This window comes from Bacillus sp. SRB3LM (genome assembly GCF_015712745.1).
Lineage (GTDB): Bacteria > Bacillota > Bacilli > Bacillales > Bacillaceae_G > Bacillus_A > Bacillus_A thuringiensis_K.
This window is the reverse complement of the sequence record NZ_VWVQ01000103.1, coordinates 702636-718371: the sequence shown is the minus strand read 5'-3', so window position 1 is coordinate 718371 and position 15736 is coordinate 702636. Positions and strand designations below refer to the sequence as shown.

The following is a 15736-nucleotide window of genomic DNA, read 5'->3' as shown; positions in this document are numbered from 1 at the left end:
CGAGGAGGGTAAACTTGAAGACTTTTTCAAAAGGTATAACAGCAGTGGCATTAACGGGATCATTACTTTTAACTCCTATTTCAAGTTATGCGGCAAATGATGATATTACAGGACATATGTTTGAGACGAATATGCGCTCACTTATTACTAAAGGAGTTTTAATGGGGTATGGAGACAATGTATATGCGCCTGATAAATTAGTAACAAGAGCAGAGTTTGCTACATTCATAGCAAGGGCTTTAAATTTACCGAAAGCTGATTCGAATTTCGAGGATGTGCCGAAGACTTACGGTTTATATGATGGTGTAAGTAGAGCATATGGAGCGAAAATTATTAATGGCCGTACGAACGAGACATTTTCACCAAATGATGTAATTACACGTGAAGAAATGTCGATAATGGTAAAGCGAGCGTTAGACTATAAAAATATTAAAGTAGCTGTAAGTCCGCTTACCTTTACTGATAAAGATAGTATTAACTATAAAGAGCATGTACAAGTTATGGTGGCCACTCAAATTATTAAAGGGTATCCAGAAGATAATACATTTAGACCACATTTATCAGCTACAAGAGGGATGGCTTCAGCTATGTTGGATCGTATGCTTCAGACGATTGAAAAAAACGGAAATAGCAATCCTGTAGAAACTAAGAAATATGTTGTGACAAATGTAAGAGAAAACGGAACAGAGCAAGAAGTAGAGCGCTATAATACGTATAAAGAAGCGGTTACGGCTGCTCAAAATAAAGGTATGAATGCGGTAAAATACGAGAACGAATTTTTATGGATTAAAGATGGTTTTGCAAGTGCGAAAAGAATAACTGGGCAAAACATCATTAATATTTATGATGAGAATTTGTCAACAGTATATACGTATATTCAGTATGGAACAGAATTGAAAGTGTTAGAAGTTGGCGAAGATCGTGTGAAAGTTCAACTTTCTGGTTTGACAGGTTATGTGAAGAAGAATGAAATCACTTTAATTCCTACAAATGAAATGAAACAGTCGTCTTATTATGTGAAATCAGATGGATATTTATACCATAAATATTATACATATAATACAAGTTCACCTGGATATACAGAATTTAGATATGGTGTGGCACCTTCTTTCATGAAGCAAGGACAGCAAATGTATAGTGTAGATGGAAAGACATTTGGAGACGAAACTTTCTATCAATATTTCAATTATTTATCATTACGTTCGAAAACAGATTATACAGCTGAACAACTAGATAGTTATGTGAAATCGATTAAACCAGACTCTCCATTAATTGGTTTAGGAAAGAAATTTAAAGAAGTAGAAAGCAAGTATAATGTAAATGCATTATTCTTATATTCATTAGCAATTCATGAAAGTTATTATGGAACAAGCGCTCTTGCAAAAGACAAAAATAATTTATTTGGTTTAAAAGCAACAGACGATAGTCCGTATGGTAACGGAGAAGCATTCAATTCAAAAGAAGATTGTATTGAACATGCAGCAAAATTATACATGAATGAAGGATATTTAAATCCAGGACATTGGCGTTATACAGCAACATATACAGGTGATAAAGCTGCTGGTTTAAATGCGAAATATGCATCTGATGCGAACTGGGGTAAAAAAGTAGCGGGGCATATGAACCGTTTTGATTCTTATTTAGGTAAAAAAGAATACAACAAGTACAAACTTGCACGTGTGATGAATAACGTGGAAGTGAAAAAGAATCCTAGTATATCAAATGAGCGACTGTATCGTTTAAATACAAATGTAGTTGTCACAGTTACTGGTGAAGAGATAATAAATGGAAAAGCGTGGGTTAAAGTTATTTCAGATAATCCTACCGTAACAGAAGCGTATATTGCAAAAGAAAGCTTAGAATACGTAAAACATTAATTAAATAAAAAAGAAGGTGCTACTAATATTTCGTAGCACCTTCTTTTTATCCCGCTATTTGCCGGGCAGTAATCCCCCACTGATTAAAGTTTCACTTTATTCAATTTCAAAATCAACAATGATATAAGCGAGAATAACAATGAAGAAAATACTAACGGCTGGTGCTGTTAATACGTGGCCAGACATAAAGCCAATGCCAAGTGATAGAACGAGTGTGCTCGCTAATAGCATATACTTTACTTTCATGATTTTCTTAAAGTTTGTGATCATGCGGATAAATAATTTAATACCAAAGTATAGAAGAGGTATTAAGTAAATAAGGGAACCGACAATTCCAAAGGCGAAAAATAGGTCATGGAAGTCCATTTCAATTAATTTAATTTTATCTGTGTAGTTACCAGCGTAACCCATTCCGAATAGTTTTTGTGAAAGCGGTGCGTCTTTATAGTATTGTTTGTATGTTTTTAAGAATTTGTCGCGATCACTGTAAATTAAACTTTTTACTTCAGAATCTGTAAGTTCACCTTTTGCATGTCTTTTTGCATCTTCTGGATCTGCTTTAATTACTTTTCCTTCTTTTCGATCTTTCTCTTCTTGCACTGATTTTTTGTATTCGTATATTTGCATGTGAATGCCCATATTTTTTGCGATAGGAGTATGCGGTGTAAGAGCAATTAAACCTCCTAGTATAACTGCGACAACAACGGTATTTACAATATGTGTGAATCCTTTTCCTTCTTTTTTACGATTTATCATATATTCAATGAATGAGAAGAAAAGTGCTACGCCTAATGTAATAACAATTGCGCCATATCCGACTTTCGTTCCGACCATAATACTTGCATACATCGCAAGTATTGTTGGAATCCAGTAATATATTTTCGAGAAAGAAGTTGTTTTATGAATCGAATATAAGACAATGATTGGGAACATAATGGCGAAAAGAGAACTTAAATCATTTCCAGCGAAGAACCAACCTCTTGAACCAATTTTTGAGTGAGGATAGCTTGGGAAATCCGTTCCAGTTTGCATTGCGACAATCATTGTAATGCTTAAAATTAAAGTTGCATATAAGAAATATGTAATGATTTTATGGAATACATACTCTTTATTTTTTAGCTCTTTAAAGGCGATAATATATCCAAACAGTAGCACAATTGGATATACGCTCTTTAAGATGAATTTAACTTCTTCTCCAAATGAAACTGGAGATTTAACCATCATATTATTTACAAGACCAATTGCGAGTGCGATTCCGAGTAAGCATAAATAGAGGATGTACTTTTTCGCATCTTGTTGTTTGTGATGAAGAAGTAGGTACCCTAATGCAAGAAGCATAAAGGCGAAACGGACTACAACTCCAACTGTTGCGCTCATGTGTAGTATATAGATTGAAAAAGATGTTAATAAATCTAAAATTGGTTGAAACACAATGAATAGCAATAGGAAATGTGGGAAGTAGTTATCCGTTTGTTTCAACTTATTAACCATATGTTCCTCCAGTTCTTCATTCCTTTATTACAACACCCAAAAGATGGGTATAAAGCCTTTTTTACATAGTAAGGCGAATGAATTTCAATATTTGTTTTTTTATCAAACTTAAGAATACACCATTTCATTGTAATGGTAAATAGATGAAAAGCATGGATAAACCGACTTTAATTTCTATATTTTTCAACGGAATTGTATGTTTTATACGGTAAATGTACAAATTGCGAGATTATTAGACAGAAAATTGAGAAAAAAGAAGGGTTTTTCAGTGGTTTTCTATAATTATATAAGTATAATCTTTATGGAGAAAAGAGGGGTATATATAATGGAAATAACAAGTAAAACAGAATCTGTCGTTGTGAAATATGAAGGCCACGTTGCAACGGTTATGGTCAATCGCCCAGAGGTGTTAAATGCGTTAGATGAGCCGACCTTAAAAGAGTTATTACAAAAGTTGAAAGAAGTAGCGGAAAGTTCTGCGCATATCGTTGTGTTATGCGGGAACGGCCGTGGTTTTTCTGCGGGTGGGGATATTAAATCGATGCTTTCAAGTAATGATGAAAGTAAGTTTGATGGCATTATGAATACCATTTCTGAAGTTGTCGTGACATTATATACGATGCCAAAGCTTGTTATTAGTGCAATTCATGGACCGACTGCAGGTCTTGGGTTAAGTATTGCGTTAACAGCTGATTATGTAATGGCGGATATATCATCTGTTATTGCAATGAACTTTATTGGAATCGCTTTAATTCCAGATGGAGGTGGTCATTTCTTCCTTCAAAAGCGCGTCGGTGAAAATATGACGAAGCAAATTATTTGGGAAGGTAAGAAATTATCAGCGACAGAAGCGCTTGATATCGGCTTAATTGATGAAGTAATCGGCGAAGATTTCCAAACGGCTGTGAAGCAAAAAATTAGTGAATGGTCACAAAAACCGATTAAAGCAATGATTCAAACGAAGCAAATTTTGTGTGAAGTAAATCGCTCTAATTTAGAGCAAACATTGCAATTAGAAAAGCGTGGTCAATATGCAATGAGACAAACAGCGGATCATAAAGAAGGTATTGCTGCGTTTTTAGAGAAACGTTTACCAGCATTTAAAGGGGAATAAAGTTTGTCAATTCCTCACTGATTATTAGCTCGTTAATTCGGGATAAAGGGGAGAAAGTGCTAACACATTTTAGTATAATTGTGTTAGCACTTTTTTTAGGAGTAATACATGAAGAAAATAATCGGTGTTATCACTATTATTTTGCTTACATATTCTGCTTTACATAGTACACCATCTTTGGCAGTTCGGACTGCGTTATTTTTTGAGGGACATCCAAGTGTTGCATTTTCTGACGGGGTGACGAAAGAAAAAGATGTGAAAAAAGAAGCGATTCCAGATGAGTACCAAACTCTATATGGTAAGGAAGAAAACTCAGAGCACTATTTCTTTCCGCATGTAAGAGCACATGAATCAGGAATTGATATGTTAAGTGCATGCGTGAAGAAAAAATGGTTTTTCTATAAAGCAGAGCTCGGATGTTATTAAGTATAGGAGGATAAATGATGTCAGCATATAACAAGTTAGTAAGAGATCGTGTTCCAGAGAAGATTTTAATGTCTGGAAAAACATATACAGCACAAAAATTAACAGGGCAAGCATACATACAAGCTTTAGCGAAAATTGGAACGGAAGAAATTCGTGAATTTGCTTCTATGAAAGAACGCGAACATGCGCTAGATTCTCTTGCGGATGCGCTAGAAGTTATCATCTCATTAGCACGTGCAGAAGGTGCATCGATTGAAGATGTAGAACGCCTTCGTAAGCAAAAAGAGATAGAGCGCGGTGGATTTGAAAGAGGGATTTATTTATTAGACGTTTCAGAAGAATAGTTTTATAGGAAAAGCATAGCGTTAATGAGTAACGCTATGCTTTCTTGTTGCAATGAAGCTAATAATGAAGAAGATAGCTGTTAATATCCAGCCGATTGTAATAGAAGTAGTAGTATGAACGGCATAAGAGATTTGTAAACAAAATAATGATGCTAAAAACCAAATGAGTGCAATGTGTATATATTTTTTTGATATATTCATATTTCAAGGCTCCTTTTGTATACTAAAAAGAATTTTACTACAATTTAGAAAATTAGGCCATATAAGTAGAGGTTTTCTGGCGAATTTTGTATACTGAATAGTAGAGAAAATGAGGAGGAAACGACAATGGCACACCATACGAAAGAAACGATGGAACTGATTAAGGAGCTTGTCTCTATTCCAAGTCCATCTGGAAATACAGCAAAAATTATTAATTTCATTGAAAACTATGTCAGTGAGTGGAACGTAGAAACGAAACGTAATAATAAGGGAGCTCTTATTTTAACGGTAAAAGGGAAAAATGATGCACAGCACCGCTTATTAACGGCACACGTTGATACGTTAGGTGCGATGGTGAAAGAAATTAAGCCTGATGGTCGCCTGAGTCTTTCTATGATTGGTGGATTTCGCTGGAACTCTGTAGAAGGGGAATATTGCGAAATTGAAACATCAAGTGGCAAGACATATACAGGAACGATTTTAATGCATCAAACATCTGTACATGTATATAAAGATGCAGGTGAAGCAAAACGCGATGAGAAAAATATTGAAGTTCGTATTGATGAGCGCGTATTTTCAGCTGATGAAGTACGCGAATTAGGAATTGAAGTAGGAGACTTCGTTTCATTTGATCCGCGCGTTCAAATTACAGAGAGTGGATACATAAAATCACGTCATTTAGATGACAAAGTAAGTGTTGCAATTTTATTAAAATTAATTAAAAGATTACAAGATGAAAACGTAACATTACCATATACCACGCATTTCTTAATTTCTAATAATGAAGAGATTGGATACGGTGGTAACTCTAACATTCCAGAAGAAACTGTTGAATACTTAGCAGTTGATATGGGAGCGTTAGGTGATGGACAAGCATCTGATGAATATACAGTATCTATTTGTGCAAAAGACTCTAGCGGCCCGTATCATTATGCACTGCGCAAACATTTAGTAGAGCTTGCGAAAACGAATCATATTGAATATAAAGTAGATATTTATCCGTACTACGGATCTGATGCATCAGCTGCGATTCGCGCGGGATTTGATGTGAAACATGCGTTAATTGGAGCGGGTATTGATTCTTCCCATGCATTTGAACGTACGCATGAAAGTTCTATTGCGCATACAGAAGCATTAGTGTATGCATATGTAATGTCTAATTTAATTGAAGAATAATTTCATAGATAATAGAGAGCTGATTAAAGATATTATTTTTAATCAGCTTTTTATTTGGCAAAGCGATTAGGAGACATGTCCTAATCGCTTTTTTATTCCGCTATTTGCCGGGCAGTAAGACCACTACCTCAAAATTCAGCGAAAGCAAAAAAGTTAGATGGGGGCGGGCTGCCCGTAAAAGCCCGATTGGTGAGGGCTGATTAAAGTTTTTTATATACATTCATTATAAGTTATATATATGCGATTTTTGTTATACGGCCTTAAACGTATTTACTATAGATATATAATGTTATACACTATGAAAGGAATTAATTAATAGTTAATATTTTTTAGTTAGCTTGATTAAAAAAATGAATGAATATGAAGTTTTGAGAGGAGATTTATTTTTCATGAAGTACAAAGCAATAGCCGCAGGTTTATTAGCAGCAAATTTACTAGCACATCCAATTAGTAGTTTAGCAGAAACGAAAAAATTTCCTGATGTTTCAGATAGTGCGTGGTCAAAAGACGCAATTTATTATTTAGTAGAGAGAAATGTAATTAACGGTATGCCAGATGGTAACTTTATGCCATACGGAAATTTAACACGCGCTCAGGCAGCAAAGATTATCGCAACAGCAATTGGTGCTAAAGTAGATCCAAACGCAAAGCCGTCTTATAATGATGCGAAAAATAGTTGGGCAGCTTCATTTATTGCAGCCATGGAAAAAGAGAATATTATTAAAGGGCGAGAACCAGGAGTATTTGATCCTGAAGGAAAAGTAACTCGTGCTGAAATGGCAGCTATGCTTGTAAGAGCATATAATCTGAAAAGCAAAGTAACAGGACCAGTTCCTACAAAATTTGCTGATTTAGAGAATCATTGGGGTAAAGAAGAAGTTAATATTTTAGTAGAATTAAAACTTTCGTTAGGTACAGAGGATGGCTGGAAACCGAATGATTCTATTACGCGTGAACAAGCAGCTCAACTTACTGCGCAAACAGATAAATTTAGCAAGAATAGTGATCGTCCAGTAGAAACAAAGAAAATGTACATAGATAGAAAATTTATTACATATCACGCACCATCATTAAGTTCTGGGATTAGTGCAAATCAGCATAATCCACAAATGGTTGAAATTAAAGAAGAACGAGATGGATGGATTAAAATTGCAACAAGTAAAGGTGATAAATGGACACCTTTAGTAGAGAAAACAGAATTTATTAATGAAGGATTCACTACTTATGCAGAAGCTTCTTCTTCTTCAAAAGTAATGGGAACACATAACGCACAGCAAGTAACTGTTATTGAAGAGAACGGCAGCTGGATTCGTATCCGCATGGGCGCTGGTTTCCAATGGGTTAATAAAAATCAATTAAATCCAGTGAAGCAAGGTAACTTCTTAGAGGGCAAAGCGATTATCATTGATCCAGGTCATGGTGGAGTTGATCCAGGGCATTCTGGTGTGAAAATGGATGAAAGTGCTATTGTATTAGATACATCTTTACGTGTACAAAAACTATTTGAACAAAAGACACCATTTACCGTCTTATTAACACGTAATGATGATACGCGTCCGGGAAATACCCCTGGTGAATCTTTGAAAAAACGTGTAGAATTTGCACAAGAAAATAAAGGTGATATTTTCGTAAGTATTCATGCAAACGGGTTTAATGAACAAGTAGAAGGAACAGAAACGTTCTACTACAGATCAGCAACAAATCCAAATTCAGAAGAAAGCCGTGTACTAGCAGAAAAAGTACAAAAACGTTTAGTACAAGCACTTCAATCAAATGATAGAGGTGTAAAGACAGAAAACTTCTATGTAGTGAAATACAATACAATGCCTGCTATTTTAGCTGAACTAGGTTTCATCGATGCTAAAGGTGAAGGTGAAAAACTAGCTACTGAAGAATGGAGACAACGTGCAGCGGAAGCTATTTATCAAGGTATTTTAGATTACTATGAAGAAATGGGTAACAACGTGTCTTCTTTCCGTTAATAAATAATAAGAGATTGCCATTGGCAGTCTCTTTTATTTATTAACGTTTCTCTTTATTTCCGGCATATGATATCATTTAATTTTATATACAAAAGTATTTGAGTAATTGTAATCATAACAATTTTAAACGATAGAGGATGATAATAGATTGAATAATCATAGTAAAACACCTGCCTGTATATATACGTATGCATTTCGTGAGGAGGAGCGTGCTCTATGTTACTTGGAAATGCGCTCGTTCTTTGGAATGGAGTCCCACGTTAATATTTTAAAAAGTGATGTCAAAATTGACCCGAGTAGAAGTGCGTTTATGAAAGAGCGCATTGAGGTTATGTATGAAGGGGACGACTTAGAAAGCATTTTAAAACAAGTGGAACAAATTGATTTGGCGGGAGCGACATTTAAAGTTATCTTCGTTAAAATCAATGACCTTGTTGGAGAGAATAAAATTGAATATGGAGAAAGACGTCTTATTGAACGAGACCTCGGCATGCATATTGAAGGAGAAGCGGATGTTCGTAATCCAGAGCGTGTATTCGGGATTGTTCCTCTTGGAGGACGCTGGTACTTCGGGCACTATGTAGAAAGCGAACCAGTTTGGTATCATCACATAAAAAAACCGCATAGTTATTCGACATCTCTTAGCACACGTGTTGCGAGATCAGTTGCAAATATCGCTGTACCAAATCCAGAGGGAGTACGAGCAATTGACCCGTGCTGCGGTATTGGAACAGTAGTAGTAGAAGCACTTTCTATGGGGATTAACATCGTTGGTAGAGATATAAATCCACTTGTAGTTCTTGGAACGAGAAAAAACATCGCGCATTTCGGATTTGAAGGAACAGTAACAAAAGGTCCAATCGAGGAAATTACTGAGAACTACGACGTTGCCATTATCGATATGCCGTACGACCTATTTACGCACGCCACACCAGAAGATCAACTATCAATTCTCTCAAGTGCACGCCGCATCGCGAAAAAAGTAGTCGTTGTCACGATGGAAACAATGGACGACATGATCCATGAAGCAGGATTTGAAATTACAGATCGCTGTATTACAAGAAAAGGGTCATTTACTAGACAGATTCTTGTTTGTGAATAAGAAAGGAAGGTCACCCGTTTGGGTGACCTTTTTTGTTTGTATTGATGTGTAATTGGTTGGTGGTTTAGGTAGATGAATTAGCGAAATTTGTGGGTAAGTCGATATTGCATGTCGAATCGCCGATAAATTTAAAAAATCGCTGATATATTGTGTTGAATCGCTGATAAATTTAAAAAATCGCTGATATATTCCGAGAATCGCCGATATCGTTACATTAGAATATTACTGTTCTTTTAATTTCTCTTGTTGTGCAAGTAGTAAATTGCGCAAGATGTGTCCGCGGTAACTTTCTAGTTTTCGTCCTTCATGATAGCGCACGCCTAATTTTTTTAATTCAGCTACGTACCAGCCTTTTGTTCCGTAGTACATTGGATCACTTCCTTTTTGCTTTTGAACAGTATATGTTGGGGGTGGAAGTAACTTTCCAGTGAAAATAATAAGACTGGTTGTATCAAGGGGCTCCATAACATAGCCTCTGGACAGTGTATAAAAAAATAGACAGTACTGTATGCTTTTTTACACAATGTATACAAATTTATATCCTATGCGTTGGCATGATATTTGCAATAAAAAGAGTATCAACATATAGGGGAGAGATAGAAATGAAGGTTAGTAAAGTGTACACAACAATTGATGCTCACGTAGCTGGGGAACCGCTTCGAATTATTACAGGTGGCGTGCCGGAAATAAAAGGAGACACGCAGCTAGAAAGACGCGCATACTGCATGGAACATTTGGATCATCTTCGCGAAATTCTTATGTATGAACCGAGAGGACATCACGGCATGTACGGTTGTATCATTACTCCGCCTGCGAGTGCTCACGCTGATTTTGGCGTATTATTTATGCACAACGAAGGATGGAGTACGATGTGTGGTCATGGCATTATTGCTGTTATTACAGTCGGAATTGAAACAGGCATGTTTGAAGTGACAGGTGAGAAACAACAGTTCATTATTGATAGCCCTGCTGGGGAAGTCATTGCGTATGCAACATATAACGGGAGCGAAGTAGAGTCCGTATCATTTGAAAATGTTCCTTCTTTTGTATATAAGAAAGACGTTCCTATTAAAATAGATGACTATGAATTTCAAGTAGATATCGCGTTTGGCGGAGCTTTTTATGCAGTAGTAGATTGTAAAGAATTTGGCTTGAAAGTCGATTTCAAAGACTTATCTGCTATTCAAAAGTGGGGCGGTAAAATTAAGCACTACATTGAGAGCCAGATGGAAGTGAAGCATCCACTTGAAGAAGATTTAAAAGGAATATACGGCGTTATTTTCTCAGATGAACCGAAAGGAGAGAGCGCAACTTTACGAAATGTAACGATTTTCGCTGATGGACAAGTAGATCGTTCTCCTTGCGGCACAGGAACTTCCGCAAGAATCGCAACGCTTTTTGAAAAAGATGCCTTACAAAAGGGAGAAATTTTCGTCCACGAATGTATTACTGACGGGGAATTCGAGGGGGAAGTATTGTCGGTAACCGCAGTAGATACATATGAAGCTGTCGTTCCGAAAGTAACGGGGCATGCATTTATTACAGGATTTCATCAGTTCGTTGTAGACCCAAGAGATGATTTAAATCGAGGGTTTTTGTTAGGATAGAAGGAGGAGGTGGAAAGATATGCTAGTCATAAGCGCGAACGAACAACGAAACTTAGTAAATATGAACGAAGTCATTGAATACGCGGCGCTTGCTTTAAAAGAATTTTCCGCAGAAAGAACAATCACGCCAATTCGAGGTTCATTACCATTTGCGAACGAGAAAAATACGGCATTAATTATGCCTTCAGTAGCTGAAGGGCTTGAGGCACTTGGCTTAAAAGTAGTAACAGTAGTCCCCGAGAACAAAAAGGTAGGAAAGAAAACGATCAACGGGATTGTGATGTTATCAGACTTTCAAACGGGAGAACCGCTCGCACTTTTAGAAGGATCGTACTTAACGATGATTCGAACAGGCGCCTTATCAGGAGTAGCGACAAAATATTTAGCTCGTCATAACGCAAAAACTTTATGCATTATCGGCACGGGTGAACAAGCGAAAGGAATTGCTGAAGCAATATTTGCGGTTAGAGATATCGAAAAAGTCATCTTATACAATCGCACAGAAGAAAAGGCGTATGCATTTGCGGAATATATACAAGAGAGATTCAACAAACCTGCATATGTTCACACAAATGCAAATGAAGCAATAAGCGAAGCAGACATCATCGTCACAACTACGAACGCATCCACACCAGTCTTCTCAGAAAAACTACAAAAAGGCGTCCACGTAAACGCCGTCGGTTCATTCAGACCGAGCATGCAAGAACTACCCTCACATGCCATAGCTAAAGCAAACAAAGTAGTAGTCGAATCAAAAGAAGCAGCACTAGTGAAACAGGGGATCTTCTAGTTCCGATAAGAGAAGGTTTATTTGACGCAAGCGACATCTACGCCGAACTCGGACAAATCATAAGCGGAGAAAAAGCTGGACGCGAAAATGATGAAGAGATTACTGTTTTTAAATCGGTTGGTTTGGCAGTAGTAGATATTATTGTTGCGAAGTATTTGTATGAGAGAGCGGTGGAGCAAGGAGTAGGGAATAAGATTGAGTTTTGAGACTGCCTTTTGGTGGTCTTTTTTGTCAGGATGGGTGTGCTAGTATTTATAATTAAATACTTTTAATATTATGTTTAAATATATGAATTCTGCGCGGACATCACATCATTCATTCAATTGGTATATGAAAAAAGCTGCACCTCTAACAATTAGAGGTGCAACTTTTTACCATTCTCGCCATTCTTCTGTTATGTCTTCTTCAGATTCTAGACCAGCTATTCGTGCTGCTGTATCGATAAATTCATAGAGATCTTCTCTTTCCATTGTTTCGATAAAATAGTCATGTTCGTCATTTAATTCATTTATGTTAAGAACAACCTCTTTAACAACATGCATTATTTCAACTTCAGTTGGATTTTTTCCCAATTGCTCTAAATTATTTATGTAAGTGTCAAGAACTGTATTTGTTGCACTTATATTTTCTTCAGTAAAAAATTCCCCATCCTCATCATTCTCAATCCATTGGGTTGTTGGTTTGTTTTTTTTCAATTCATCAAATGTCATGATAACCTCCTAAATGTGTTTTTTGTCTTTAATTTCATTCTACATTTTCGGTCATATATAACAATCATTTTAGAGTTTTTTTGTAAGCTACTAGTTTTTTAACTCATTTTACGAGGTAACCTATTCGTGGTCTTCTTTTTTAATCCTCCTTATAAATATATTTTATGGCAAGAATGTATTAGTAGATTTCAAACTTTCCACATTTACAAAAAAGTTTGACTTTACATACAGGTAGTGGTAATTTAAAACTTATAAGAAAACTCGGGATTAATTCCGAGTTTTCTTATGGGTATAACTAGTTTGAGGGGGCCAAAAGATGAAACGGAAATTATTTGCATTACCATTTGTTCTAATACTACTTATTGCATTAGCGGCTTGTTCTGGGGAAAAAGATTCTTCGAAGCAAGCGGGCACTAGTAAATCAGGGACTCCGAAAGATGGAGGAACGTTAACGATTGGTGTTAGCGATAATCCAGATACGATGAATCCGCTTTATGCGAACGATCGTGTGTCATTAACTGTGCAGCAAGCTTTATATGCGCCGCTGTATCATATGGAAGACGGTAAGAAAAAGTTTGTTCTTGCTGAGAGCTTTACGCCTTCAGAAGATCAATTAACGTGGACATTGAAATTGAAAGATAATTTGAAATGGCATGATGGTAAGAAAATTACATCAGACGATATAGCATTTACATTCCAATCTATTTTAGATGAGAAGCAAAATAGCTCAAGTCGTGAAAACTTTATTTTTAAAGGAAAGCCGCTTGAGGTGAAAAAGGTAGATGAGTTAACAACTCAATTCGTTTTACCACAAGTAAGCGCATCTTTTGAAGGTGTGATGAATGATTTCTTCCCAATTCCGAAACATGTATTTGAAGGGGAAGCAGATTTAGCGAAGAGTAAGAAAAACTTACAGCCTGTAGGATCAGGTCCGTTTAAGTTTAAAGAGTATAAATCAGATGAGTATGTTGCATTAGATCGATTCGATGATTATGTAGGTGGAAAAGCTAAATTAGACTCTATCGTATACCGCGTTGTAAAAGACCGTAATACAGCAAATGTTTCACTGCAAAATGGTCAAATCAACATGAAAATGATTGAGCCGCAAGACTTTAAGAAACTAGATAGTACTGGGAACTTCTCAATGGTGACATTCCCTGAAGGTAGATTATTCTACTTATCTTATAACATGAATACAGATTTGATGAAGAAAAAAGAAGTGCGCCAAGCAATTGCGCATGCGTTAGATAAAAAAGAAATGATTAACTCAGCATTCGTTTCGGGTGAATTTGCAGAACCAGCAAATTCAATCTTAACGCCAGACGCTATGTATTATGCGAAAGATATTAAAGACTATAAGTATGATAAAAAAGAAGCGAAAGATTTATTAGCAAAAGCTGGCGTGAAAGATAAAGAAAAAGTACGCGTGATGTATGTAACGAATAATAAAATCATGGAAAGCTTAGCGCTTTATACACAACAAAAATTAAAAGAAGTTGGCTTAGAAGTTGAACTAAATGCATTAGATGCTAGTGCAGCAAGTGAAAAAGGCTTAGATAAAGAGAATAAAGAATATGACATTACATTTGGTGGTTACATAATGGGACCTGAGCCAGATTCATATAAGAGCTTATTCTTAAGTAATGCTGAATACAATTATGCACGATATAAAAACGCTGATTTCGATAAGTTATGGGAAGAAGCTGCAGTTGAAACAGATAAAACAAAACGTGCAGAGCTATACCATAAAATTCAAGAAACAGCTAGAGAAGATGTACCTTATCTACCAATCGCATATCCGAAAGCAGTTATTGCAGTAGATAAAAAGTTTGATGGATTAAAAGAAGCAAAAGCAATTCCTGTCACAATGTTTGAAGATCTATCTAAGATTTATGAAGTGAAATAAGAAACAATAAAGAAGCTGGTGGAAATCAGCTTCTTTAGCTTGAGGGGGGAAGTTTGTGTATAAAGTAATTGCGAAGAGGCTGTTAAATGCAATTGCGCTTTTATTTGTTATTTCTATTATTTCTTTTTTATTAATAAAACTAGCACCGGGAGATCCCGTACGAAACTTTGTCACGCCGAATATGAGTCCAATTGATGTCGAGCGTATTCGCACAAGTTTAGGACTCGATCAACCCATTTATATGCAGTATATTTTATGGCTAAAAAATATTTTAACAGGGAACTTTGGTTATTCACTTCAAAACCATCGTCCTGTTTTAGACCTTATTGTAGAACGGTTACCTGCGACAATCGGCTTAATGGGATCGTCTTTACTTGTCTCATTTGTAATCGCAATACCACTAGGACTACTTACAGGTGTGAAAAAGAATTCTATTTTTGATCGCATTGTAAACTTTATCTCTTATGTGGGAATTTCCATGCCAGTCTTTTGGTTCGCTTTACTATTAATCTACTTATTCTCTTTAAAGTTGAACCTTCTTCCGAGTATGGGTATGCGTACAGTCGGTCAAGATTCCGTCTGGGATATTGTCCAGCATGGTATTTTACCTTGCATGGTGCTAGCGTTCCAAAACGTCTCTGTTTATATGAGATATATTCGTTCCAGTACAATTCAGCAATTAGAAGAAGACTATGTACAAATTCAATATGCGTACGGTGCTTCGAAAAAAACAGTTTTATTTAATCACGTACTTCGAAACGTATTAATACCAATCATTACAATTTTCGGATTATCCATTCCAAGTTTAGTAGGCGGGGCGTTTATTACGGAAACAGTATTCTCATGGCCGGGACTTGGTTCGCTCGGGGTGAATGCTATTTTTAGATTTGATTATCCAATTATTATGGCAATCACATTGTTATCATCGTTCATGTTAATTCTCGGTAATTTAATTGCTGATATTTTATATGGCGTAGTAGATCCGCGCATTCGAATGAGGGGGTGATTTG

General features: G+C 36.2%; 14 protein-coding genes and 1 pseudogene. 11 read left to right on the top strand and 4 right to left on the bottom strand.

Features of this window, described 5'->3' with window-relative positions; genetic code table 11:
• The first annotated feature begins 14 nt into the window (after positions 1-14).
• Positions 15-1877, top strand: coding sequence for an S-layer homology domain-containing protein (locus F3I02_RS30840; protein ID WP_000847506.1), 1863 nt, complete (start codon positions 15-17; stop codon positions 1875-1877).
• Between the two features lie 96 nt (positions 1878-1973).
• Here the strand turns inward: F3I02_RS30840 and F3I02_RS30835 are convergent, their stop codons facing one another.
• On the bottom strand, positions 1974-3368 hold the full coding sequence (locus tag F3I02_RS30835) for an O-antigen ligase family protein (protein ID WP_196478744.1): 1395 nt from the start codon (positions 3366-3368) through the stop codon (positions 1974-1976).
• 301 nt (positions 3369-3669) lie between these two features.
• Between F3I02_RS30835 and F3I02_RS30830 the strand changes: the two genes are divergently transcribed.
• The 3 genes from F3I02_RS30830 (at position 3670) to F3I02_RS30820 (ending at position 5252) form a co-directional block, all read left to right on the top strand.
• Entirely contained in the window at positions 3670-4482 is an 813-nt protein-coding gene (locus tag F3I02_RS30830; protein ID WP_141529036.1) for an enoyl-CoA hydratase, read from the top strand.
• Between the two features lie 108 nt (positions 4483-4590).
• Positions 4591-4908, top strand: coding sequence for a hypothetical protein (locus F3I02_RS30825; RefSeq protein WP_000720149.1), 318 nt, complete (start codon positions 4591-4593; stop codon positions 4906-4908).
• Between the two features lie 17 nt (positions 4909-4925).
• Positions 4926-5252 (top strand): nucleoside triphosphate pyrophosphohydrolase, encoded by a 327-nt coding sequence (locus F3I02_RS30820; protein ID WP_001277350.1) that lies wholly within the window; start codon positions 4926-4928, stop codon positions 5250-5252.
• 21 nt (positions 5253-5273) lie between these two features.
• On the opposite strand, the gene F3I02_RS30815 is transcribed toward F3I02_RS30820, so the two are convergent.
• Entirely contained in the window at positions 5274-5453 is a 180-nt protein-coding gene (locus tag F3I02_RS30815; RefSeq protein WP_001027086.1) for a hypothetical protein, read from the bottom strand.
• Between the two features lie 126 nt (positions 5454-5579).
• Between F3I02_RS30815 and F3I02_RS30810 the strand changes: the two genes are divergently transcribed.
• The 3 genes from F3I02_RS30810 (at position 5580) to F3I02_RS30800 (ending at position 9713) form a co-directional block, all read left to right on the top strand.
• Positions 5580-6629, top strand: a complete 1050-nt coding sequence (locus F3I02_RS30810; RefSeq protein ID WP_000930085.1) for a M42 family metallopeptidase — start codon at positions 5580-5582, stop codon at positions 6627-6629.
• A gap of 389 nt (positions 6630-7018) precedes the next feature.
• Entirely contained in the window at positions 7019-8611 is a 1593-nt protein-coding gene (locus F3I02_RS30805; RefSeq protein ID WP_131252001.1) for an N-acetylmuramoyl-L-alanine amidase, read from the top strand.
• A gap of 148 nt (positions 8612-8759) precedes the next feature.
• Positions 8760-9713 (top strand): TRM11 family SAM-dependent methyltransferase, encoded by a 954-nt coding sequence (locus F3I02_RS30800; protein WP_001059319.1) that lies wholly within the window; start codon positions 8760-8762, stop codon positions 9711-9713.
• 222 nt (positions 9714-9935) lie between these two features.
• Here the strand turns inward: F3I02_RS30800 and F3I02_RS30795 are convergent, their stop codons facing one another.
• Positions 9936-10178: a YflJ family protein gene (locus F3I02_RS30795; RefSeq protein ID WP_000433499.1), complete on the bottom strand. Its 243-nt coding sequence runs from the start codon at positions 10176-10178 to the stop codon at positions 9936-9938.
• A gap of 89 nt (positions 10179-10267) precedes the next feature.
• Here F3I02_RS30795 and F3I02_RS30790 point away from each other — a divergent pair, with 89 nt between their 5' ends.
• Positions 10268-11320 carry a proline racemase family protein gene (locus F3I02_RS30790; protein WP_131252005.1) on the top strand — a complete coding sequence of 351 codons (1053 nt, stop codon included), beginning with the start codon at positions 10268-10270 and terminating at the stop codon, positions 11318-11320.
• Between the two features lie 19 nt (positions 11321-11339).
• Positions 11340-12316 (top strand): annotated as a pseudogene (locus F3I02_RS30785) (ornithine cyclodeaminase family protein).
• A gap of 165 nt (positions 12317-12481) precedes the next feature.
• Here the strand turns inward: F3I02_RS30785 and F3I02_RS30780 are convergent.
• On the bottom strand, positions 12482-12820 hold the full coding sequence (locus tag F3I02_RS30780) for a hypothetical protein (protein WP_074593253.1): 339 nt from the start codon (positions 12818-12820) through the stop codon (positions 12482-12484).
• A gap of 316 nt (positions 12821-13136) precedes the next feature.
• Between F3I02_RS30780 and F3I02_RS30775 the strand changes: the two genes are divergently transcribed.
• Positions 13137-14726 (top strand): ABC transporter substrate-binding protein, encoded by a 1590-nt coding sequence (locus F3I02_RS30775; RefSeq protein WP_000823579.1) that lies wholly within the window; start codon positions 13137-13139, stop codon positions 14724-14726.
• 55 nt (positions 14727-14781) lie between these two features.
• Positions 14782-15732 (top strand): ABC transporter permease, encoded by a 951-nt coding sequence (locus F3I02_RS30770; RefSeq protein ID WP_196478743.1) that lies wholly within the window; start codon positions 14782-14784, stop codon positions 15730-15732.
• Positions 15733-15736 lie beyond the last annotated feature (4 nt).